The organism is Nostoc sp., assembly GCF_036917355.1.
In the GTDB taxonomy this organism is placed as follows: Bacteria; Cyanobacteriota; Cyanobacteriia; order Cyanobacteriales; family Nostocaceae; genus Nostoc.
Map to the genome: position 1 here is coordinate 43451 of NZ_JBALDP010000061.1, position 20592 is coordinate 64042.

At 40.7% G+C, this 20592-nt stretch carries 18 protein-coding genes; 9 read left to right on the top strand and 9 right to left on the bottom strand.

The annotated features are described in order from the left end of the window. Window positions 1–59: 59 nt before the first annotated feature. The 3 genes from V7K53_RS17440 to V7K53_RS17450 all read right to left on the bottom strand — a co-directional run bounded on the left by V7K53_RS17440 (window position 60) and on the right by V7K53_RS17450 (window position 1493). Complete coding sequence (locus V7K53_RS17440; protein ID WP_335198732.1) at window positions 60–860, bottom strand: PD-(D/E)XK nuclease family protein; 801 nt, start codon at window positions 858–860, stop codon at window positions 60–62. 90 nt (window positions 861–950) lie between these two features. Then, complete coding sequence (locus V7K53_RS17445) at window positions 951–1172, bottom strand: hypothetical protein (RefSeq protein ID WP_335198733.1); 222 nt, start codon at window positions 1170–1172, stop codon at window positions 951–953. A gap of 81 nt (window positions 1173–1253) precedes the next feature. Continuing rightward, on the bottom strand, window positions 1254–1493 hold the full coding sequence (locus V7K53_RS17450; protein WP_335194705.1) for a hypothetical protein: 240 nt from the start codon (window positions 1491–1493) through the stop codon (window positions 1254–1256). 626 nt (window positions 1494–2119) lie between these two features. On the opposite strand from V7K53_RS17450, the gene V7K53_RS17455 reads away from it, so the two are divergent. Continuing rightward, on the top strand, window positions 2120–5647 hold the full coding sequence (locus tag V7K53_RS17455; RefSeq protein WP_335198734.1) for an NB-ARC domain-containing protein: 3528 nt from the start codon (window positions 2120–2122) through the stop codon (window positions 5645–5647). A 62-nt stretch (window positions 5648–5709) separates the two neighbouring features. Here the strand turns inward: V7K53_RS17455 and V7K53_RS17460 are convergent, their stop codons facing one another. The 3 genes from V7K53_RS17460 to V7K53_RS17470 form a co-directional block, all read right to left on the bottom strand. Next, a complete protein-coding gene (locus V7K53_RS17460; protein WP_289798204.1) occupies window positions 5710–5913 on the bottom strand; it encodes a hypothetical protein in 204 nt (67 codons plus the stop codon). A 10-nt stretch (window positions 5914–5923) separates the two neighbouring features. Beyond that, a complete protein-coding gene (def, locus tag V7K53_RS17465) occupies window positions 5924–6487 on the bottom strand; it encodes a peptide deformylase (RefSeq protein WP_322668450.1) in 564 nt (187 codons plus the stop codon). Between the two features lie 480 nt (window positions 6488–6967). Beyond that, window positions 6968–7255 (bottom strand): Mo-dependent nitrogenase C-terminal domain-containing protein, encoded by a 288-nt coding sequence (locus V7K53_RS17470; RefSeq protein ID WP_335198735.1) that lies wholly within the window; start codon window positions 7253–7255, stop codon window positions 6968–6970. A gap of 383 nt (window positions 7256–7638) precedes the next feature. On the opposite strand from V7K53_RS17470, the gene V7K53_RS17475 reads away from it, so the two are divergent. The 4 genes from V7K53_RS17475 to V7K53_RS17490 all read left to right on the top strand — a co-directional run bounded on the left by V7K53_RS17475 (window position 7639) and on the right by V7K53_RS17490 (window position 11373). Then, window positions 7639–8541, top strand: coding sequence for a cell division protein FtsX (locus V7K53_RS17475; protein ID WP_335198736.1), 903 nt, complete (start codon window positions 7639–7641; stop codon window positions 8539–8541). Between the two features lie 95 nt (window positions 8542–8636). Further along, a complete protein-coding gene (locus V7K53_RS17480) occupies window positions 8637–8807 on the top strand; it encodes a hypothetical protein (protein ID WP_335198737.1) in 171 nt (56 codons plus the stop codon). Between the two features lie 172 nt (window positions 8808–8979). Further along, entirely contained in the window at window positions 8980–9789 is an 810-nt protein-coding gene (locus V7K53_RS17485; RefSeq protein WP_335198738.1) for a DUF3598 family protein, read from the top strand. A gap of 72 nt (window positions 9790–9861) precedes the next feature. Further along, window positions 9862–11373, top strand: a complete 1512-nt coding sequence (locus V7K53_RS17490; protein WP_335198739.1) for a BamA/TamA family outer membrane protein — start codon at window positions 9862–9864, stop codon at window positions 11371–11373. A gap of 102 nt (window positions 11374–11475) precedes the next feature. Here the strand turns inward: V7K53_RS17490 and V7K53_RS17495 are convergent, their stop codons facing one another. Beyond that, window positions 11476–12150, bottom strand: coding sequence for a hypothetical protein (locus V7K53_RS17495; RefSeq protein WP_335198740.1), 675 nt, complete (start codon window positions 12148–12150; stop codon window positions 11476–11478). 550 nt (window positions 12151–12700) lie between these two features. After that, window positions 12701–13372 carry a LuxR C-terminal-related transcriptional regulator gene (locus V7K53_RS17500; protein WP_334896999.1) on the bottom strand — a complete coding sequence of 224 codons (672 nt, stop codon included), beginning with the start codon at window positions 13370–13372 and terminating at the stop codon, window positions 12701–12703. Window positions 13373–13472: 100 nt separating this feature from the next. Here V7K53_RS17500 and V7K53_RS17505 point away from each other — a divergent pair, with 100 nt between their 5' ends. The 3 genes from V7K53_RS17505 (at window position 13473) to V7K53_RS17515 (ending at window position 15995) form a co-directional block, all read left to right on the top strand. Then, the gene (locus tag V7K53_RS17505) at window positions 13473–14129 is read left to right on the top strand and encodes a DUF3386 domain-containing protein (protein ID WP_335198741.1); all 657 of its coding nucleotides are present in this window, start codon (window positions 13473–13475) and stop codon (window positions 14127–14129) included. Window positions 14130–14289: 160 nt separating this feature from the next. Next, the gene (locus V7K53_RS17510) at window positions 14290–14799 is read left to right on the top strand and encodes a HugZ family pyridoxamine 5'-phosphate oxidase (protein ID WP_335198742.1); all 510 of its coding nucleotides are present in this window, start codon (window positions 14290–14292) and stop codon (window positions 14797–14799) included. 263 nt (window positions 14800–15062) lie between these two features. Next, window positions 15063–15995, top strand: coding sequence for an alpha/beta fold hydrolase (locus tag V7K53_RS17515; RefSeq protein ID WP_335198743.1), 933 nt, complete (start codon window positions 15063–15065; stop codon window positions 15993–15995). Between the two features lie 52 nt (window positions 15996–16047). On the opposite strand, the gene V7K53_RS17520 is transcribed toward V7K53_RS17515, so the two are convergent. Next, window positions 16048–18891, bottom strand: coding sequence for a zinc-dependent metalloprotease (locus tag V7K53_RS17520; RefSeq protein WP_335198744.1), 2844 nt, complete (start codon window positions 18889–18891; stop codon window positions 16048–16050). 1119 nt (window positions 18892–20010) lie between these two features. Here V7K53_RS17520 and V7K53_RS17525 point away from each other — a divergent pair. Beyond that, entirely contained in the window at window positions 20011–20394 is a 384-nt protein-coding gene (locus tag V7K53_RS17525) for a hypothetical protein (RefSeq protein ID WP_335198745.1), read from the top strand. Window positions 20395–20592: the final 198 nt, after the last annotated feature.

Genomic DNA, 20592 nt, shown 5'->3' on the forward strand with positions numbered 1-20592 from the left:
TACGCAAGAGTCTAAAGATATAAGGAATCTGTTTTAGCGAAACAATCCTGCGGATCAAATCAAAATGAGACTTCTTGAATGCTGTCAAAATTTGGCAATGAGTATTTCACTGTTTCTTCAGTAGATTGGATGCGATCGCACCGTTTGGCAAACTGACAATAATCACAGTTTTTACTACCCTCCACAACTTGCGGAAACTGCTGGTTATTTTGGTAGTTTTCCAGCCAATTAGTTAACTGACTTAACAGTTGATTAAGTTTCTTTGCTGTTTGTGTGTGTTGAACATTACTGTAATTAAATTTAATATTTTGTGGTTTTCCTTCAGATTGGACAAACCAATAAGTCATAGAAATCTTTTCTGGCAAATAGTCGCTAGTTTCTGCGAATACATACAGATAAAGCCGTGTTTGCCAGTTGGATTCTAACTTGCGTTTGTTGGGTGGTTTAGGATAAGTTTTCCAGTCGAGAATTTGAGCTTGTTGGTTATCTGCAATCAATAAATCATAGATAACTGTGAGCAAATAATTCTGAACTTGCAGAGTGCGGTAGTGTTCGCTTTCACGAAAAGTTTGATTATCAGATGCAGCCGTTAAGATTTCTGGCGCTGCATCAGCAAAACCTAGCATCCAGCTTTGCAGTTGAGCATCTGCTTCTAGGAAACTATCAATTGGCAAACCCATTTCTCGCTGTTGCATTAGCAAGTGAAAACGACTACCCAAAGTTTGCCGTTCTTCTTGTTCTGGATTTGCGGGGGAATTGAGTTTTTCGAGATAGGTATGTTGAAATTTACGCGGACAAGCTTCTAGTAAGTTAAGTTGTCCTTGAGACAGTCGCAATAGTTGAGTGGGAGTTGACAGCATTCTTCTATTTTAGAAGTAAATTATAATCTGCAACTCACCTTTGGCAGACTATCAGTAAAAAATACCTGTTTTTTACTGCCTTTACATCTGCTATTTCAACTCGTCTCGATCTACCTCATCCTGGCGATTGGAATATTTACTTTTTCCTTGAGACTTGGTTGAGCCAAAGCTATAGGCTATAGCTATTTTAACTATGTCAAAATATGCTGGGTGATTAGCTTTGTTAACGATCGCCAAAGAAATTGACCCTGCCACTAAGATGATTAAAAGTGGCGAACATGTTTCTACCCCAGAGCCGTTGTTATTGGGCATGATATGATCTCCAAGTGAAAAGATTACGAAGCCTTTAGCTGAGTGAAGGTCAGCTAAAGGCTATTTTGGTCAGTAGGAGTCTTAACCCCAAGACTCGAACATCATGGCGATCGCAAATAGACAGACTAGAAAAATCGCTATCCTCGCAACCCATGACCTTAGACTTGCGGACAAAAGTATCCCAACGATCGCATTTGCCCCCAAAGTGTGAGACACAACAAAGGCTATTCCCAGCCCCAGCAGCGCCAGCAAGAAATATTTGAGTCCTATACAAAACCACTTGAACAACAGATTATCGTTATCTTTGAGACTGGGTTTCATAGTTTTTTTCCTGTTTTGATTGAATCTAGGTAGCAGTTTGCGCTCCCCCGACCACACTAAGGAAACAGCGAATCTCCACAGTTTTGCTCCCACCAAGTCAAGGTAGACAAAAGTCCTACTCCTGAGTGGAGTGGGGATACTAACAAAGGTGGTTTTGATATTTGCGGCTGATGAAAAATTAAGCTCTTTGATGAATTACCAGGGCAATCTGGATATCAAAAATTAGGCGTTCAATGCGCGTAATCGCACAGAACGCGCACTACGCGCATTGAACCCTCGAAATTCCTACAGGCAATTTGTATGCCTTTTTCAGAATTTGCAGTTCCAGTCTTTGCCTTTATGTCTTACTCACTAAGTTTCTTTAATTCACCCGTAACCTTACTAAGTCACCGTGGTTTCTACTGTTAAACTCACTATAAAGTAACTTAGTTACTTAGGTCAAGGTAAACTATAGAGAAAATTATCTAAATAGCATAAGATACTCTAAAACTGGCTGAAATATCCAGTTAAGGAAGGAACAGGAAATCAGAAAAACTGTCCCCTTCGTCAATGAATACTCACTTTTTGGAGTAATCTTGACTCACATAGTGAGCTAACATTGGTGTGTAGTGTGTCTTTGTGTGAGTATGAGTGTAATTCCCGAAAACGTTCTTTTGGCTTTAGCCGAAAAACGGTGCTTGTCTAGCAGCGAGATAGAGGTGTTTTTACACGCTGTTGAGGGACAATCGCCAAATGCGATCGCAAAAAAATTGGCAATCAGCGCTGAAGCAGTACGCAAAAGATTAAGCGAAGTTTACAAAAAATTTCATGTTACTGGTAGCGGTCCAGGTAAGCTCACTAAGTTACAGCAAGTTATAGAATCTGAGTATCAAGCATCTTCACACAATGAGAAATCCATTACCCAAAACCGTCAAGATTGGGGTGAAGCGCCTGGTGTCTGCTTTTTTCGGGGACGTATAGCAGAATTGTCTCAGTTAACGCAGTGGCTCATTAAAGATAACTGCCAACTAGTAGCAATATTAGGAATGGGGGGAATCGGCAAAACTGCTTTATCTGTGAAACTGGCAAAGGAAGTTCAGGAGAATTTTGAGTATTTGATTTGGCGAAGTCTCCGCAATGCGCCACCCGTTGCAGAGATGTTGGCGAAACTGATCGGGTTTTTATCTGATGAGAGGGAAACAAATTTGCCAGAAAGCGTAGATGGTAAAGTAACGCTGCTGCTTCATTATTTACGAGAGCATCGTTGTCTTGTGGTATTTGATAATACAGAGACAATTTTACAAGAAGGCGATCGCGCCGGACAATATAAACAAGAATACGAAGATTATGGTCAACTACTTAGTCGGGTAGGAGAAGAACCACATCAAAGCTGTTTGGTGCTGACATCTCGCGAAAAACCAAAAGAATTTGCGCCTTTAGAAGGAGAAGCATCACCAGTCAGAACATTATCGTTAATCGGCTTAGAAAAAACAGAAGGGCAAGAAATTCTCCAAGATAAAGGGTTATTTGGCTCACAACAGGAATGGGGCAAGCTAGTTGAGAAGTATTCCGGCAATCCTTTAGCGTTAAAACTAGTTTCTGAGCCAATTCGAGAGTTATTTGATGGTGATATTGCTGCTTTTCTGGCTGAAGGAGAGATAATTTTTGGTGACACCCGAAATTTACTAGACCAGCAATTTGAGCGGTTGTCAGAGATCGAAAAAGAAATAATTTATTGGCTAGCAATCAAGCGCGAGTTAGTTTCTCTAGACGAATTGCTAAATGATATTGTGCGTCCCTTGACCAAAAGGGAAGTGATGGAAGCGCTAGAATCTCTACGGAGGCGATCGCTAATTGAACAAAGAACAGCACTTTTCACCCTCCAATCTGTGGTCATGGAATACATCACCGACCAACTAATTGAACAGGTTTGTGACGAAATTGCCACTCGTAATATTAGACTATTTATCAGCCATGCTTTAATGGAAGCTACGGCCAAAGATTATATTAGAAACACTCAGATTACCCTGATTATTAAACCAATAATAGATAGATTATTAACTATTTTTAGAAATGCTAAAAATATTGAACATCATCTATATCAAATTTTATTGTCCCTACGACAAACTCCCCAAATAGCAGGATATGCGGGTGGAAATCTGTTAAATATTCTTTGTCAATTGCAAACTGATTTTAGCGGCTATGACTTTTCAAATCTGATTATTTGGCAAGCATATTTGCAAAGCGTAAATCTCCATCGGGTAAATTTTGCCAATAGCGATTTAGCTAAATGCGTTTTTGCAGAAACATTAGTTAGCATTTCGTCAGTCGCATTTAGCCCGGATGGAAAACTTTTGGCTACGGGTGATGCTGATGGCAAAACTTACTTGTGGCAAGTTGACGATGGAAAGCTACTTTTTACCTGTATGGGACATAGCAGTTGGGTAAAATCAGTTGCCTTCAGTCCCGATGGTCAAACTTTAGCTAGTGGTAGTGATGACCAAACAGTGAAATTATGGGATGTTCATGACGGTAAATGCCTCAAAACCTTGCATGGACATAGCAATTGGGTCAGGTCAGTTGCCTTTAGTCCCGATGGTCAAACTTTAGCTAGTGGCAGTGAAGACCAAACAGTAAAGTTATGGAATGTCCACATCGGCAAATGTTTGATAACTTTGCAGGAAAATACCAATCGAATTATGTCAGTTGCCTTTAGTCCCGATGGCCAAACTTTAGCTAGTTGCAGTGAAAAGCAAACAGTGAAGTTATGGGATATTCGTGATGGTAAATGCCTAAAAATATTGCAGGGGCATAACAGTTGGGTAAGGTCAGTTGCTTTTAGTCCCGATGGTGAAATTTTGGCTACTGGCAGTGATGACCAAACCGTGAAATTATGGGATATTCGTGATGGTAAATGTCTGAAAACCTTCCAGGGACATACCAATCGCGTCTGGTCAGTTGCCTTTAGTCCCGATGGTCAAACTTTAGCTAGCGGTGGTGACGACCAAACCGTGAAATTATGGGATATTCGTGATGGTAAATGTCTGAAAACCTTCCAAGGGCATACCAATCGGGTAAGGTCAGTTGCTTTCAGTCCTGATGGTCAAACTTTAGCTAGTGGTAGTGAAAACCAAACAGTGAAGTTATGGAATGTTCAGGATGGTAAGTCTTTAACAACCTTGCAAGGGCATAGCAATCGGGTAAGGTCAGTTGCTTTCAGTCCCGATGGTCAAATTTTAGCTAGCGGCAGTGAAAAGCAAACAGTGAAATTATGGGATGTCCGTAACGATAAGTTTCTCAAAATTTTGGAAGGTCATAACAGTTGGGTACGGTCAATTGCCTTCAGTCCAGATGGTCAAATTTTAGCTAGCGGCAGTGAAAAGCAAACAATTAAATTATGGGATGTTCAGACGGGACAATGCCTGAAAAAATTTCAGGAACATACCAATCGAATTAGATCGGTTGCTTTTAGTCCAAATGGTCAAATTTTAGCTAGCGGCAGTGACGATCAAACGGTGAAATTATGGGATATCTACACCGGCAAATGTCTCCAAACCTTGAAAGGGCATACCAGTTGGGTAAGATCGGTTGCCTTTAGTCCCGATGGTCAAACTTTAGCTAGTGGCAGTGAAAACCAAAGAGTGAGGTTATGGGATATTTATACAGGAGAATGTCTCCAAATTTTGGAGGGACATAGCAATCGGATTAGGTCAGTTACTTTCAGCCCAGATGGTCAGACTTTAGCTAGTGGTAGTGATGACCAAACAGTGAAGTTATGGGATGTTTTCATGGGCAAGTGCTTCACAACCTTGCAAGAACATACTAATCGAATCTGGTCAGTTACCTTTAGTCCCGATGGTCAAATTTTAGCTAGTGCCAGTGAAGACCAAACGATAAAATTATGGGATGTCTATAATGGCAAGTGCCTGAAAACTTTGCAGGGGGCTAATTGGGTAAAGTCAGTTGCCTTTAGTCCCGATGGTCAAACCCTGATTTGTGGTAGCCAAGATGAGACAATTAAGCTTTGGGATGTATCGACGGGTGAGTGTGTAAGAACACTGCGATCGCCACGACCCTACGAAAAAATGAATATCACCGGGGTTACAGGGTTAACCGCAGCGCAGTTAGTAACGCTAAAAGCTTTAGGGGCAGTTGAAAATGGAGAGCAAAAATAAAAGGTAAAAGAATGAATTTTGCCTTTTCCTTCATCCTTTTACCTTTTTTATGTACCTGATGCTTATTTCATGTTAGCCCTTGCGTCCTTAACTGCGGCAAAGAAAAATAATCCTGTAAGTGGAATGCTTAATACCAGGATAATTGCCGTCGCTGTGACACCAAAATCTGGTTGTCCGTAACCGAGTTCAAAAATCGAACCGACGGCTGCGATCGCACTTACACAAGAACCACCCAGAAATAAACTGCTTTTTGGAGTTAAATACACTACTGCCCCCCTATGCTATTGGTTTCACCGCTTGATACGAGAAGCCATTCTTAGATAGCTCCTGGGCTAAAGTCAAGGAGTTTTCTACACGGTCTACAAATACCACGCCGTTAAGGTGATCCATCTCGTGCTGAATGCAGCGGCCCAGGAGGTCATTAGCCTTCAATGTCCGGGGACGACCGTACTCGTCTTTATAGGCGATTTCTACGACTTCGGGGCGCTTTACGTCTAAATATACGTTGGGAATACTCAAGCATCCTTCTTGGGCAACAGAGAGGTCGCGGCTGACTTGTTTAATGGTGGGGTTAATCAACACCAAAGGCTGATTAGCTGCGTTCTCTGGTTCCAGGTCGATGACAACTAGTTGTTTGTGAATTCCCACTTGGGGTGCAGCCAAACCAATGCCATCTTTGCTGTACATAGTTTGCAGCATTTCGCGCACTATTTGGCGAAGTTCGTCATCAACTTTAGAAATCCGCTTTGCAGCTTGACGCAGCACGCGATCGCCTAAATAATGAAGCTCCAAAGGTGGATTTTTTAACTTTTTTTTCTCGACAGCAATTTCAGAGGGCATGAGTCTCGATGGCTAGATGGTGAAAATTCCTACTATTTTCATTCTATCAATCTCAGTTAGAGGATGTTTAAAAAGTCCTGAAGTATACCAAAAACCCATCTGCCATTCCTCTTTTTGCTTGCCTAACGGCAGGCTGATGCCAAGAGTGAGAGGCTGGGAAAACCTTATTTTATTGTCAGGAAGGTTTTCTAGGGGGTTATGTCTCCGAGGTTGTATTGTTAGCAATAATACTTTTTAAATATCCCCTTAGACGTAGTACCAATCTCCAAAATAATTATTGTGAAGTCACGTTGCACCATACTTGGAGCGATCCTTTTATCGAGGCTGACATCATTAAACAGTACTTTTAAATGTGAAATCGATTGTCAGTCGTTTACCAGTCTATTTCTGATTCTTATCTGATTGCAACTAGGATTCCTATACAATTTTTGTTAGTAAAAAGATTTATCCAATCAATTTATTATTGATGGAAACCTATATTTAGCAATATTTTCTAGCATCTTCACCACATTCATTGACTAAATATAATAAACACTTAAAACGAAGAGTAACTATCTGTTCGTAAAGAGGGTTCAATTTACACAAAGGTGGAATGCGAAGCAGAGTCCGACCAAAAATTTTAACAGTTCTTTCAAAAGGGCAATTGGAAGGAATTATTTTGCACAATAGTCTGGCTAGATTAGAATTATGTATTTCTACGGACTCAAGCTGATAGCGGATTTGGTTTAAGAAGCTATTGTCCAAATTGGCTTTATTTAAGAAGTTCATGGTTCAACTTTCCTTCCATCAATCTGTTTCTCCCTATCAAATTACTACGATATTCAGAGAAAAACATAGTATAAATACCAAACTATTTTCCTACTTTTTGGAGGTCAGTTTAAAGAACCGTAGAATTGCTGAGAAACTAGAACAGCTAGCCAATTATTATCAATAACTGTTAGAGGCAATAGTGAGTATATCTGTGGCAAATGGCATGAAGAGCGAGTAAATGGTCAAGGCAGCAGGAGGACAGAAGAAGGAAGTAGCAATAGATAAAAGCTGATATATTGGCAAACTTTACACCATTGACTATAAATAGTGGTGTTATTGACGCAAAAACGCAAAAGCTGAACTTAGTGCTTTGGCGTTAAGTTCAAATTTTGAGGTGATGTGTGTTTAAATCTTTCACGAAACTTGACTATCTGCTCAAAGAAACTTTCCTCGGTTTATTGCGGGGAGGTTGGATGAATTGGGCCGCTGTTAGTACTGTGACGGTGTTACTGTTTTTATTCGGTTTGAGTTTGCAAACCTCTTGGCAAGTCGAAAAACTCCTCTATCAGTTTGGTAGCCAGTTAGAAGTGTCAGTTTATCTCGAACCAGATACACAAATCGAAAGTATTGAGCCACTCATCGCCAAAATGCCAGAAGTGGCGGCGATAAAAACCATTACTAAAGAACAAGCTTGGACTAAGTTAGTTAAGGAAATGAGAATTTCTGATATTGAGGGTGCTACCCAGCAGCTAGGTGAGAATCCTCTGGTTGATGAGATGAAGGTGAAAGCGCGTAATTCTCAAGTTGTACCAACCTTAGCAACACAGTTGGCTAAATTACGAGGAGTTGAGACGGTGCAATATGTCGATGAAGCAGTTAAACGCATTGCCCAGTTGCACCGAGGACTGAACTGGATTACTTTAACAATTACGATTATTCTGACTTTAACAGCGATCGCAGTGACTACTACCACGATTAGGCTGATTGTCATGGCGCGTCGCCAGGAAATTGAAATTATGCAGTTAGTGGGAGCGACTTCTGTTTGGATTTACCTCCCGTTTATTTTACAAGGAATTGCCTTTGGTTTGGTTGGTGGTGCGATCGCTTGGAGTTTCATTTCTGTGATTCAACAGTTTCTCGGTAAGTTGCTAGTCAATCAACCTGAGTTTATTCAAGTCATCACCAACAGAGTGCAACTCACTCCAGCAGAAATTTTATTATTGCCTCTGATTCTTTTGAGTTTCGGTGCAGGTGTAGGATTAATGGGGAGCTTATTTGCTGTCCGACGTTTTGCTAAAGGATAGTCATTGGTCATTAGTCCTTTGTCATTGGTCATTTGTCCTCTGAACTCGGAACTTCGACTTCTGAACTCGAAACTTCGACCTCTGAACTCGGAATTTTGACCTCTGAACTCGAAACTTCGACCTCTGAACTCAGAACTCCGACTTCTGAACTTGGAACTCCGACTTCTGAACTTGGAACTCCGACTTCTGAACTTGGAATTTTGACCTCTGAACTTGGAACTCCGACTTCTGAACTCGGAACTCCGACTTCTGAACTCAGAACTTAGACTTCTAAACCCGAAACTTTGACCTCTGAACTCGAAATTTTCCAAATTTTAAAACAATAACTGAAATTTTACTTTGAATGAACATGAATTAAACATACATATCAACTTAACAGGGCTAATCAAATAACAAATGACAAATGACCAATGACAAATAACAAATGACAAAATCACTATGAAATCACAATGGGAATGTTTTTTGCAGAATCTCGGTGTTTGGGAAGGTTCATTTACGAATTTTTCTCCCCAAGGAACACTTTTGAATGATACTCCTAGTCGTCTTTCCCTAGAACATTTGAACAATAGCCAGAAAGTGCGCTTAACTCTGAGCCGTTCGGGACAAGATATAATGAGAGACTTTAATACCGTGGGAGGGGGTCTGCTGTTTTTTGAAAATGGTTCATTTTCAGAAGGTTTAATTCAGCTAGGGCCATTTTCTGAATTTGGTGGAGAACTCGCTTTTGTTCATGAAAATCGCCGCTTGCGTCTGGTGCAACTGTTTGATAATACTGGTCAGCTAAAGGAATTAATTTTAATTCGAGAACATCTCGCTGGAACCCCAGCAGATGAACGTCCAACTTTACAGATAAATGATTTATTAGGAGAATGGCAAGGTCAAGCAGTAACAATATATCCAGATTGGCGATCGCCTGATACTTACTCTACAACTTTCAAATTACAACTTGATGATGCTGGGCGATTGATTCAAAGTACCTCTTTTGCAGAACGCACTATTACTTCAACTGCTACCATCAAAGGCCCGATTGTTCTCTTTGACCAAAATCCAGAAAAGCAGGTACAAGTATTATTTTTACCAAATGGCGCTTCTGCAACATCACCTGTCAAAGTGCAGTTACGCCAACCATTTTTTATCGAAGCAGGTTGGTTAATCCAGCCAAATCTTCGCCAACGGATGATTCGCAGCTACAACGAGAAAGGCGAATGGGTTAGTTTGACATTAGTTACTGAAGAAAGAAAGCTTTGATATCACGTCCGCTTGATTACTTGTCAAATATTTAACTGTTGCCAAAATGTGGGTAATGACAAAGCTTTATTTATGTATATTCAAATAGCTGTAGTTGCGATCGCAGTCATCTTAATAGCTGGAGAAAATCTAGAGGCCGTTGCAGACTCGCAATCTTTTACTGAAGAAGGCTCTAGTAGGAATGTGGCAATAAAACCTACATTACAGATAGAGGGAGAGTATGCAAAATATGGTGACTATATCGGATTAACTCCAGTAGATAACCAGTCTACCGAGTTTTCTCAAAGAATTGTCAAAGACATCCAGATTCGTTTTGTTAATAACAAAGATCGATTGCTCGATGACAAAGGTCAGCCGATTAAAGGACGTACTCAAAAAGAGTTTATCATTGGTCTGCTGAAACTCAAACCTGGAGAGGTATTCCACCAAGATTTACTAGAAGCAGACTTGCAACGATTGCGGAGATTAGAGTCATTTAATGAAGTCAATGTTTATCGCCAAGAAGATGGCAATAGCGTTAATCTCATCTATGAAATTAAAGAGCGTGACTTCCCTTCTCTAATCTTAGGAGGCGGTAGTAACGAAGATGTTGGATTATTTGGTCGGTTGGGTTATAAAGATGAAAATATCAGCGGTCTTAACGATAAATTAGATACAACTGTACAAATCAGCGGTAAAGATGTCCAATTTAATGGTCAGTTTACTAGTCGTTATCGTCCTCAAGAACCAAAGCGCTTAGGCTACAGCATCAGAGCTTTTCGTAATCGTAATATATCAGGAACCTTCAACGAAGATATCAGATTGTCTAACGGTGACAAAGTACGCGAGGGAAGGTTTGGCGGTTCTGTAGGAGTTTTACGATCTTTTGATGAGTGGGATGCAGGTATAAGTTTGAATTACACCAGAATTAGCCTACGCGATCGCGACTATAAAGTTGCACAGGTCGATAGTTTAGGGAATCCTTTATCTGTCAGTGGTACTGGTATTGATGACTTATTTACAGTATTATTTTCTGTATCCAGAGATCAACGCGATCGCCGAGAAAATCCGACTCAAGGATCGATTCTGACTCTCAGCACAGAACAAGCAATTCCGATTGGACTGGGTAATATTTCTAGCAACCGCCTACAGGGAGATTATATTCAGTATTTACCAGTCAGTTGGATCGGTAAGGGTAGACCAACTGACAATCCAGAAATGTTGGCGATTAATTTACAAATTGGTACGACTATTGGAGACTTTCCACCAGCTGATGCTTTTAATATTGGTGGACTAGATTCTGTCAGAGGTTACGGTTATGGAAAAGTTGCCAGTGGTCGGAGTTATGGTTTAGCTTCTGTGGAATATCGTTTCCCAATTTTGTATTCAATCGGAGGAGTTCTTTTTACTGACTTTGCCTCAGATTTCGGGTCTAGCGAAACCGTACTAGGAGAACCAGGAGTGCTACGAGATAAACCCGGAAGTGGGTTTGGTTACGGCTTAGGATTGCGCGTCAAGTCATCCTTTGGGCTGATTCGAGGTGATTTAGGAATTAGCGATCGAGGAGAGCTGAGATTTGAAGTGACTACAGGTCAGCGATTTTAACGGGTGGCGGAAAAGTTCTAAAAAACTACTGAAGGCTTAATAACACACTCAGGGCTATTTGAGTGTGTCTAGTCCAAACGGACATAATCAAGACATTGGAGATTACTTGCACATTTGTAACGTGCGGCGATCGCTAGCTGCGATCGAATTTAACCGATAAAAGTCTTGCAGAGCCAGGGAGTAAGCATAAGAATTTGACTCATCCTCACCAACCTTGGGCAATCTATTGCTTGTAGCTACCTGATTCGATTGTTCAGAACTGGCTTCATTTGACGAACTATTAACCGTCATCGCCAACTCTCCTGCTGGGTTGATTGTACCCTGAAAACAATTCAACTCTGATTGGGGCATATACAACGCACCCCTTACCTTGTCCTGCTGCTTTTGAAATATGATATAACCTTGACCAAGCTGGTTTGGCTTTGGCGATTGACCATAGAGGTAAATCCCATCTTTTACAGGAAAACTTGCTTTTGGTAAAACTCCTGCGCTTTTTGTAACCCCATCGCCTGGAACCAACCCTGCGATCGTAGGTGCTGTATTTCCGCCTCCAGAAGCCGCATTAAGTTGACTTCTTTGATCTCGAACTTTTCTTAGCTGCGACAAAAGAGAGTTTTCGGAGGTTTTGTGAATCCGAGCCGATGATAATCGAGAATCTGTAAATGATATTACTTGAGTCTGCTTGGCTAGAAAGCCCAAACCGAGAAGTAAGCCTAAGCCCGCGAGGGGAATTCCCCACTTTCGGGGAGATAATAACTGATGAAGGTTGTTAAGCACCCTACTTCTCCTGTTAAAAAACTAACTAAGTTCTCTAGAACTTACTTAAATCATAACTAAGTCTTAATTGTCAAAGACTTTATTTACGACTTATATTACTATTGTCCAAAAAAGAAAACTGTCAAAAACAAAAGTTTTTATTGGATTTCGTTCTACAATCTTAGATTACCATCAGTTAGAGTCTTTATAACAGAGTGTAAGAGGCAGTGTTTCGACTACGCTCAACAACCAGGCTGGGGGCAGGTGGTCACTGAGCGTAGTCGAAGTGAGGCAGAAGGCAGGAGTAATCCACCTTTAAAAGCATGAGATTAAAGTAAGAAGAATTGTATCTCGCTACACTCTACTCAATACAATTCTGATTTTAAAACTGGGTTTTATACCCAGAATTAAAATTTTCCTATCATGTCTGGCTAATAGTTCTAATTCCCGAAGCTACGCAGAAAGCCCAAAAACCCATCCCTGGTTGTTGAGCGTATTCGAAACCCTGGTTGTTGAGCGTATTCGAAACCCTGGTTGTTGAACGTAGTCGAAACACTACCCCCTGCCCCCTTCAAGAAACTTGTATATCTTGTAACTTTGCCACCATTTCTGCACGCGCCGAAACCTTCAACTTCCGAAACATCCTTTTCAAAGCTTGTTTGACGGAATTTTGCGTAATCCAAAGTTTTTCCCCAATTTCCGCATTCGTTAACCCCTGTGCCACCAAATCGGCAATTTCTAACTCACGCGCTGTTAAAGGACTCACTAAAAGAGAATTGGATATTTTGGGTTTTGTCCGTAGGGTTGCCATTTTTGATGACAAATGAATACATAAAGCGCTCAAGTCAGCTAAATCGTTGCCATTAAAAGCAGGATTTCCCTTGTCACGTGCCAAGTTCAGCGTTCCGACAAGACGGCCATCGCAAACAATTGGCCCGGTCATCACGTGTTCGTGGTCGGAACGCGAACAAAAATGCTTCCAGTCTCCTGGCGATAATAATAACTGTTCGTGGGCGGGAGCATGACGCTCAACCACGTAGCGTCCCACTGGATTGCTCTCTAAGCATACTGCCGGAATGCCTGGAACATTAATCTCAGTGGTTGGCTGCTCATCAAGAAGATAAATACCCCAATTTTGCACGCCAAAATGCTCGCTAATTTTATCCGTGAGAGCGAGTCTTAACTCTTGCTCATTCTGGACATTAGCGATCGCATGAAATACAGCGTGTAGAGAATTAGTCATAAGTGTACCCAGTTGGGGACTATCCAAGCCTCAACAATTACTTCTATGCTAATACCAAGGAAACTAAAACGCTAATTACAGTAGCGACTAGGAGAAGCACATGACAGTTACACAACTCTCTGCTCAGGAACTTTTCCGGGCTGCTTATGAAAACCGCTATACTTGGGACAAGAATTTCCCTGGTTATACTGCAAATATTACCTATAAGCATGATGATAAAGTGTTTACAGGCAAAGTTATCATCACTGCCAATCTCAAAGCCGAAGTTTTGGATGTAGATGATGAGTCAGCCCAGAAAGCAATTCATGGTCAAGCCTGGGAGATAGCAATTCACCGCGTCCGCCGCAGCTTTGAAGACACCCACAGCGCCAATACGTTTAGCTATGGTAAAACTGACAAAACTGGTGCGGTTGAGCTTTTAATGGGTGGTAAGGCTGAGGGCGATAAATACAAAGTCCGCAATAATGAAGTCTGCCATGTTCACCGTCTAATCCACGGTACTTACGTCACCATTGACACCTTCAGCAGTCATGACACTGGCGAAGGCTACCTGTCTCACCGCTATGACTCTGTGTACCATGACCCCAAAACTGGGGAACAAAAAGGCGGTAGAAGCGAATTTATTGATGAGTATGAAAAAGTTGGTGACTATTTCATCCTAAATCGTCGGGAGATTCGCACCGAAACAGCAGGACAATTTTCTACTCAGGAATTTATTTTCTCTGACATTAAATTGTTGGAACCTGTTGCTGCTTAAGCTGTATTCTGTAATCCAAAAATTAGCGATCGCTCTTGAGTTAAAGGGAGCGATCGCTTTATTTTTGGGCATTCCATGCGTAGCTGTAGCTCCTCGTAGACATCGCTCAATCACGTTAAGATACTTAATTAGGTGTTCCTAATCAAGCGGTAATCTAGTTATGAGTCAACTTGAAAACATTCAAGCTGAGTACGAAAAATTCCCTGAAGCATTTGAGAGTGTAATTATTAGCACCGTGAGCGCGCAGTCAATACCCAATGCTAGTTATGCTCCTTTTGTAATGGATGATTCTAAGAATATCTACATATACGTGAGTGGTCTTTCGACTCATACCAAAAATCTTTATGCCAATCCTCATGTTAGTGTCTTGTTTATCGAGGATGAAGCTAAAAGTAATATAATTTTTGCCCGTCGTCGTTTGAGTTTTGATTGTACAGCAACTTTGATAGAGCGTGAAACTGATAAGTGGAATCAAATTGTTGAGCAATTTCAAGGGCGGTTTGGTGAACTTATCGAGGTTTTGCGTGGCTTGTCTGACTTTCGCATTTTCCGGCTAACCCCAAGTGAAGGTCGTTTTGTAGTTGGTTTTGGGGGAGCATATCATATTAGTGGTGATAACCTTCATCAACTTGTTCAAATCACAGGAGATGCCGAGAAAAAGCAAGGATGAATTATGAATTATGAATTGCAAGAATTCAGCATCCAGAAGTCAGACTTTAGAATTTAGAAATAATCAAGTGTAATTGATACAGCGAATTTAAAGTTAGTGAGGTACACAATTTAAGTTTAAAAGCCAGGTATAAGCCTGTTTTACTTCTGAGTTCTGACTACCGAATTCTGAATTCTGCTGTATAACTATTCAGACAGATGTATTTTGAATCCTGAATTAGTTCGACTGTATGTAAATTCAAATAAACTAAACTTTTTAATTTTATGCTTCAGTTTCAACCTCCTGGCTTTGGACATAAAGTTATCCATACATCCTTGGGAGCAATGGTTTACTATACCCAAACCAATGCACCTTGGACAATTGCTGACACTGAAGATTTACCCCCACTACTATTTCTCCATAACTTTGGTGGTGGAGCATCTGCTTATGAATGGTCTAAAGTTTATCCGGCTTTTGCCTCTAATTACCACATTTTAGCCCCCGATTTAATCGGCTGGGGAGAATCGGCCCATCCAGTGCGGGATTATAAAACTAGGGATTATCTCAGCACGATCGCAGAGTTTATCATCCAAACTTGTCGCCAGCCGGTGACAGTGGTAGCCTCATCTCTCACAGCCGCTTTTGCTATTCGCCTAGCTATTGTTCAACCCAATTTATTCAAAGCACTGTTTTTAGTTTCTCCCTCTGGATTTGATGATTTTGGGCAGGGTGCTGGACGCAGACTTCCGCTTTCGGTAATCAATGCGCCTCTGTTGGACAATTTTATTTACATGCTTGGTGCTGAAAATGAAATTGCAGTCCGAAATTTTTTACAAAGTTTTCTCTTTGCTAAGTCACAACGAGTATCTCAAGAGATGGTGGAGGCTTATTTAACCTCGGCACAACAACCTAATGCCAAGTTTGCTGCTTTGGCATTTTTGCGGGGCGATCTTTACTTTGACTTGAGTTTATATATTCAACAACTAACAGCTCCTACTGTCATTTTTTGGGGAGAAAAGGCACAATTTACCAACATCAAATTAGGACAACGCTTGGCAAATTTAAATCCAAGAGCAATTCGAGATTTTTATGCGATCGCAGATGCTGGAATATTACCTCATTTGGAAATACCAGAAGTTTTCATTGGTCTGTTGCAGCGGTATCTTGGGGAGGTGGAGAGCAGAGGGGCAGGGGAGCAGGGGAGCAGGGGAGAATAACTAATGACAAATACTTCGGCTTCGCTTAGTACAAGTGACAAATGACAAATGACTATTTAGAAAGTAACTGTGCGTTTAATGCTTTAGTAATGCGATCGCCAGAAGCTTCTAAGTGAGCTAGGGTGTAAAGATCGAGGCTTTCTCCGTTCGGGTGACGCTCGTTCCTCTCTACGAGACGCTGCGCGAACGCTATCGCAGTGCTTTCAAGGGAAGGAACCTCGCTAATGCCCTGTTCGCCAAGTTGTTTGAGTTTGACATCAATGGCTTTTTGGAGTTGGCGCAATTCATACCAAGCCAATGTCCGACCATCTTCAGGTGTATTAGTAGTACCTAACATCATCTGTAACAAAATATTCAGATGTTCCCGTTGCAATGAACGGCGGATGCTCGAAATTGGCTTTGGTTCTCCTGGGGCGAAAACTTCTGTCCAGATGCCTGTTTGCAGGGTGTCGAACAGTTCTGGTATGGAAAGCGCTTCTCCAGGCAGAGTTTTTAATTCTATATCTTGTAACCGATTTAGGCGATCGCTGGCTAATAGCGATCGCAATATCGTACTTTGAAAACTCAAAATGCGATCGTGAATTGGATAATCAAGGCGGTTATTAGGTGCAGAATTGCCCCAGTGTTCCCAACGCGATGGTGCCAGTTGATTGAGCAATTGTGGTGAAAAGCTAAAAGCATCTTCGGCAAACACATACTCTTGCAACTTTGTCAATGCTTGGCGTTGTTTTAAAAGTGAAACTGGTACAAATGCCCAAGCAGCATTATTACTGGTATGGAGACGCCGAAACGATTGTCCACCAATGTATTTAGAAAGCAAAGTGGCGTTCCGAAAATAATATTTAAGTACTCTATTAAACTTAAGGCGCAGGTTACTATAGCTTTCTCCTTTCGATAGATAACCCTTATCAAGACGCTGCCACATAAAACGAGCATTATCCATTTGCCACTGCGAATAAAGTAGCACATCACTACTCATATCCCAGACATTTGCCAAAGGATTGATGTCCCAGATATCTTCATCGCTTGCGTAAGATAATTCTGGTTGAGGCGACGCTAATGCAATCTGGTCTAAAAAACTTTTTTCTGATTCTGGAATAGTTACCTCAAGGACTGTTGATGGACATTTTTTATAACCATACTCAATTGCCCATTCGTCATAAGGCCCAATAACTCCTGGGAAATAGTCACCTTGCTGTACTCCCTGTGGTGCTATGTTCACAGGTACATAGTCCATCACCGAACCTACTAAACCTTTGGTGTGAGTGATTTCAGTATTATTTAATTCTTCTGGCGCTAACATGGTGCTGCCATAAAAGTTATGGCGCAAACCCAGAGTGTGCCCGACTTCGTGAGCGATGAGAGAACGCAAATATTGATGCACATACTCCTTAATCGTTTCACTACTAGGTGTAGTCTCTGGCAACATTGACAACGCCAGCGCCCCCATAGCTGCTTGATTTGAAGATTCCATACCATAGCAGGACTCTGAGGAGAAAAAGTGAGCAGAGGAAGAGGACGCAAATTTATCCAGAAATTTCCCCGCGTCTTCACGTCCTTTCGTATATTCTTGACATGAATTTGTGTTCAGTGATGAATTTGCCTCCATCAGTGCGTGATATTCTTGCTGAACTAAACGCACCATATTGGCATCCACTATGATATCTGCATCCAATATTTCCCCGGTGAATGGGTTGACGCGCATCGGCCCTTTGGCAAAACCTGCATCTAAAGAATTGAACCAGCGAATAGTGTTGTAATGTACATCTGCTGGTTTCCAATTAGCATCATCTGGCATTTCCTGCACTTCAATAGCATTTTTAAATCCGGCTTTTTCAAATGCTTTGTTCCACATCAAAACGCCTTCACGAATCGCATCGCGGTATTCTAGTGGCACAGCATTTTCAATCCAATACACAATTGGTTTTTTGGGTGGAGATAAAAGGGCGTTAGGATCGGATGGTTCTAGATGCCAGCGATTAATGTAACGTACAAATGATTCGTGAGCATTATTGTTAGATAAATCTTGAAAAGTAGTAGTAAAATATCCAACTCTATCATCGGCAAGTCTGGGAATATAACCATTGTTTTCTCTCAACTGAGAAAAGCTGTAGTGTACCTTCAGAGTGAGTGCCCTACTATCGGGTACAGCGATTACATTTGAGCCTTGTAGTGATGAAAAACCGTAAATAGAATCAATCTCTATATTTTCTGGGAAGCTATTAACATCACCAAAATATGACTTGCGTGCATCTAAGCGGTAATCAGCCTGTAAAGAGTATTTTAATAGAGGAGTTAATCCAGGAAAATCCTGCATTAGCAGTCCATTCAGGTCGATGAGAATATTTTTATTCTTTGGCTCGATAGTGGCTATTTCGAGTGAATAAAGAACTGAATCGCTAAATGAGCGAGCAAGCGATCGCTGTTCTGGTATACTTTCTGTACGAAATTTTACATTCCGCATAACAAAATGCAATCTATTATTTACTCGTCGAAAATAAAAGATAAAATCAGAGAGAGGTAATCCACTATAAATCCCACTTTCCCCAACGCCTGATTCCAATGTCACTATAGCTAGGTAATCTTTATTTAGCTGCTCTGGCTTAAGTTCTAAGAAAACTTTTCCTGAATCCTCGCTGCAATAAAGTGTGAACAGTCCCTCTAGTTTATCTACCCGATTAACAATTCCATTAAATCGGCAAGAATCTTCTTTTTGAATCTCAGCAAGATTCTTGTCAGCACTTGCTACGTTTTCAACTACTGGCAGTGTATTTAATTGCTGCACATCAATATTAGAAGTATTTGAAAGTTGGTTTGCTGCTGCATAATCATTTGATAGCAACAAGCTATACAGTAATACTATACAGACTGCTAATTTCGTTATCCAGTATTTCATCCTTTGGCTTTCCACCTGAAGCAGTTCTCGTGTTGAGGAAAAATGTCGAGTAGTTTTTCGTCTGTAAACCCTTCAAATATCTAGTAGTTTGCCAACCCAAAAATGTGCTTGTGAGGGCTGGGGAAAGGGTAAAGGGGAAAGGGTAAGGGATTTAAAACCTTTCCCCCTTCCCCCTTACCCTTTACCCCGCAAAGTTTCTTTGGCGAACTACTAGCGATTAGGGTATAAATCCACTCAGTCAGATAAACAAAGCCTCTAATACGGCACAGCATAAATTCAGCTACCATCTCAATTAACTAGACAAATTGTTCAAGCAACTTACTAAAGGTAGGCAAACTTCCGCCACAGTGTACTAGCCTAAAAGTCGTGTGACTATTGATTGTTATTAGTAACTATTTAGGAAATATCCATTAAGCATCTATCTTTTCAGGTTGATAATTTATATAACCAAAGATACATGTTTTTTTTACTTCTATCTGTATTAAAAACCAAATGTAGCATTAAAAATGTATTTAGTGCTACATTTGGCAGCCGAAGGAATCTCAAGCATGATTTATAAATAAAGAGTAAGACTTATAAGAAAGCTGTTATTGGGCATTTAAATGCTTTTTTAGGATGAATTTTGGAAATTTGTGCTAATCTCGACCGCTTTCTCACATCTTCCATTGTTCTCAATGATCTTCAAAGCGTTATTCCCACACAAAATTAGCTTTTTTGCCTAATTATCGACCTTTTGCTCTAGCCAACCACAAACCAATTTTGAGTGCTTTGATCTTATTTTGTGTAGAAGCAAAAGCGAGTACACCAATTTCTACCGCTTAGGTGATGTCAAAATCAAGCAATATATGAAAAAAATCGTAGTTTACTAAATATTCCGGTTAATACATACCTGGTGAAATTAAATATGCGTTATCCAGAACCCTTGTAGAGACCTAGCATTGCTACATCTTTACATTATTTTTCACTTCTATAAATGGTTTGATTTAGTTGATTTGCTTGCGGATGATTGGTATAGTCTCATCCCAGATTTTTCATAACTGAGATATGCCTTTTGTTAGAAGGATAATTATTTTTTTATAGTTAGTCTTTATTTGTACTCCAAAAAACAAGTTAATTGGCATGATAAATTTGATTTCTAGGACTATTAGTCACATCAGTTCCCTGCTTAAAGGACTTCAAATAAAAAGTTTTTTGGCTGTTGTCATAGTTGGTTTTTTAGTGCTGACGACGAATTTTGCTCCTGGGCAAAATAACACAGGCTTAAAGGAAAGAGTTCGCGAACAGATACAGCAAGATGATTCTCAAAGGCCGAGAACAATCGGGGAGTGGAATAAAGAAGCTCGTGAAACGGAAGGTTCTCCCGGTAAACGACTTCAAAAGATTGGAAAAGAGTCAGCAGAAGCCTTTAAACAATTTGGATCTGGATACGTAGAAGGTGCTCAGAAAACTGCTAGTGATGTAGGGGACAGTGCAGCACGTACTGGCGAAAAGATCCTTAATTAGTTCGATGCTAAATGCGTTACAATCTTTACTTGGCAATAAGTACTAATAACTTTTCGCCAATAAATGAGTAATATTAGGAAGGCTGGTGTCTAACCAACGAACTCTTCTAATATCTGGGTAACGCCCTCACCCTTGCTGATAATAGATTGTAGCGTTTCGTCAATCGCATTAAATATAGGTTTTGAGTAGGGGCGGTAC

Coding starts and splice junctions, on each gene's coding strand:
- V7K53_RS17440 (WP_335198732.1), bottom strand. CDS start 860: ATGCTGTCAACTCCCACTCAACTATTGCGACTGTCTCAAGGACAACTT.
- V7K53_RS17445 (WP_335198733.1), bottom strand. CDS start 1,172: ATGCCCAATAACAACGGCTCTGGGGTAGAAACATGTTCGCCACTTTTA.
- V7K53_RS17450 (WP_335194705.1), bottom strand. CDS start 1,493: ATGAAACCCAGTCTCAAAGATAACGATAATCTGTTGTTCAAGTGGTTT.
- V7K53_RS17455 (WP_335198734.1), top strand. CDS start 2,120: ATGAGTGTAATTCCCGAAAACGTTCTTTTGGCTTTAGCCGAAAAACGG.
- def (WP_322668450.1), bottom strand. CDS start 6,487: ATGCCCTCTGAAATTGCTGTCGAGAAAAAAAAGTTAAAAAATCCACCT.
- V7K53_RS17470 (WP_335198735.1), bottom strand. CDS start 7,255: ATGAACTTCTTAAATAAAGCCAATTTGGACAATAGCTTCTTAAACCAA.
- V7K53_RS17485 (WP_335198738.1), top strand. CDS start 8,980: ATGAAATCACAATGGGAATGTTTTTTGCAGAATCTCGGTGTTTGGGAA.
- V7K53_RS17490 (WP_335198739.1), top strand. CDS start 9,862: ATGTATATTCAAATAGCTGTAGTTGCGATCGCAGTCATCTTAATAGCT.
- V7K53_RS17500 (WP_334896999.1), bottom strand. CDS start 13,372: ATGACTAATTCTCTACACGCTGTATTTCATGCGATCGCTAATGTCCAG.
- V7K53_RS17505 (WP_335198741.1), top strand. CDS start 13,473: ATGACAGTTACACAACTCTCTGCTCAGGAACTTTTCCGGGCTGCTTAT.
- V7K53_RS17510 (WP_335198742.1), top strand. CDS start 14,290: ATGAGTCAACTTGAAAACATTCAAGCTGAGTACGAAAAATTCCCTGAA.
- V7K53_RS17515 (WP_335198743.1), top strand. CDS start 15,063: ATGCTTCAGTTTCAACCTCCTGGCTTTGGACATAAAGTTATCCATACA.
- V7K53_RS17520 (WP_335198744.1), bottom strand. CDS start 18,891: ATGAAATACTGGATAACGAAATTAGCAGTCTGTATAGTATTACTGTAT.
- V7K53_RS17525 (WP_335198745.1), top strand. CDS start 20,011: ATGATAAATTTGATTTCTAGGACTATTAGTCACATCAGTTCCCTGCTT.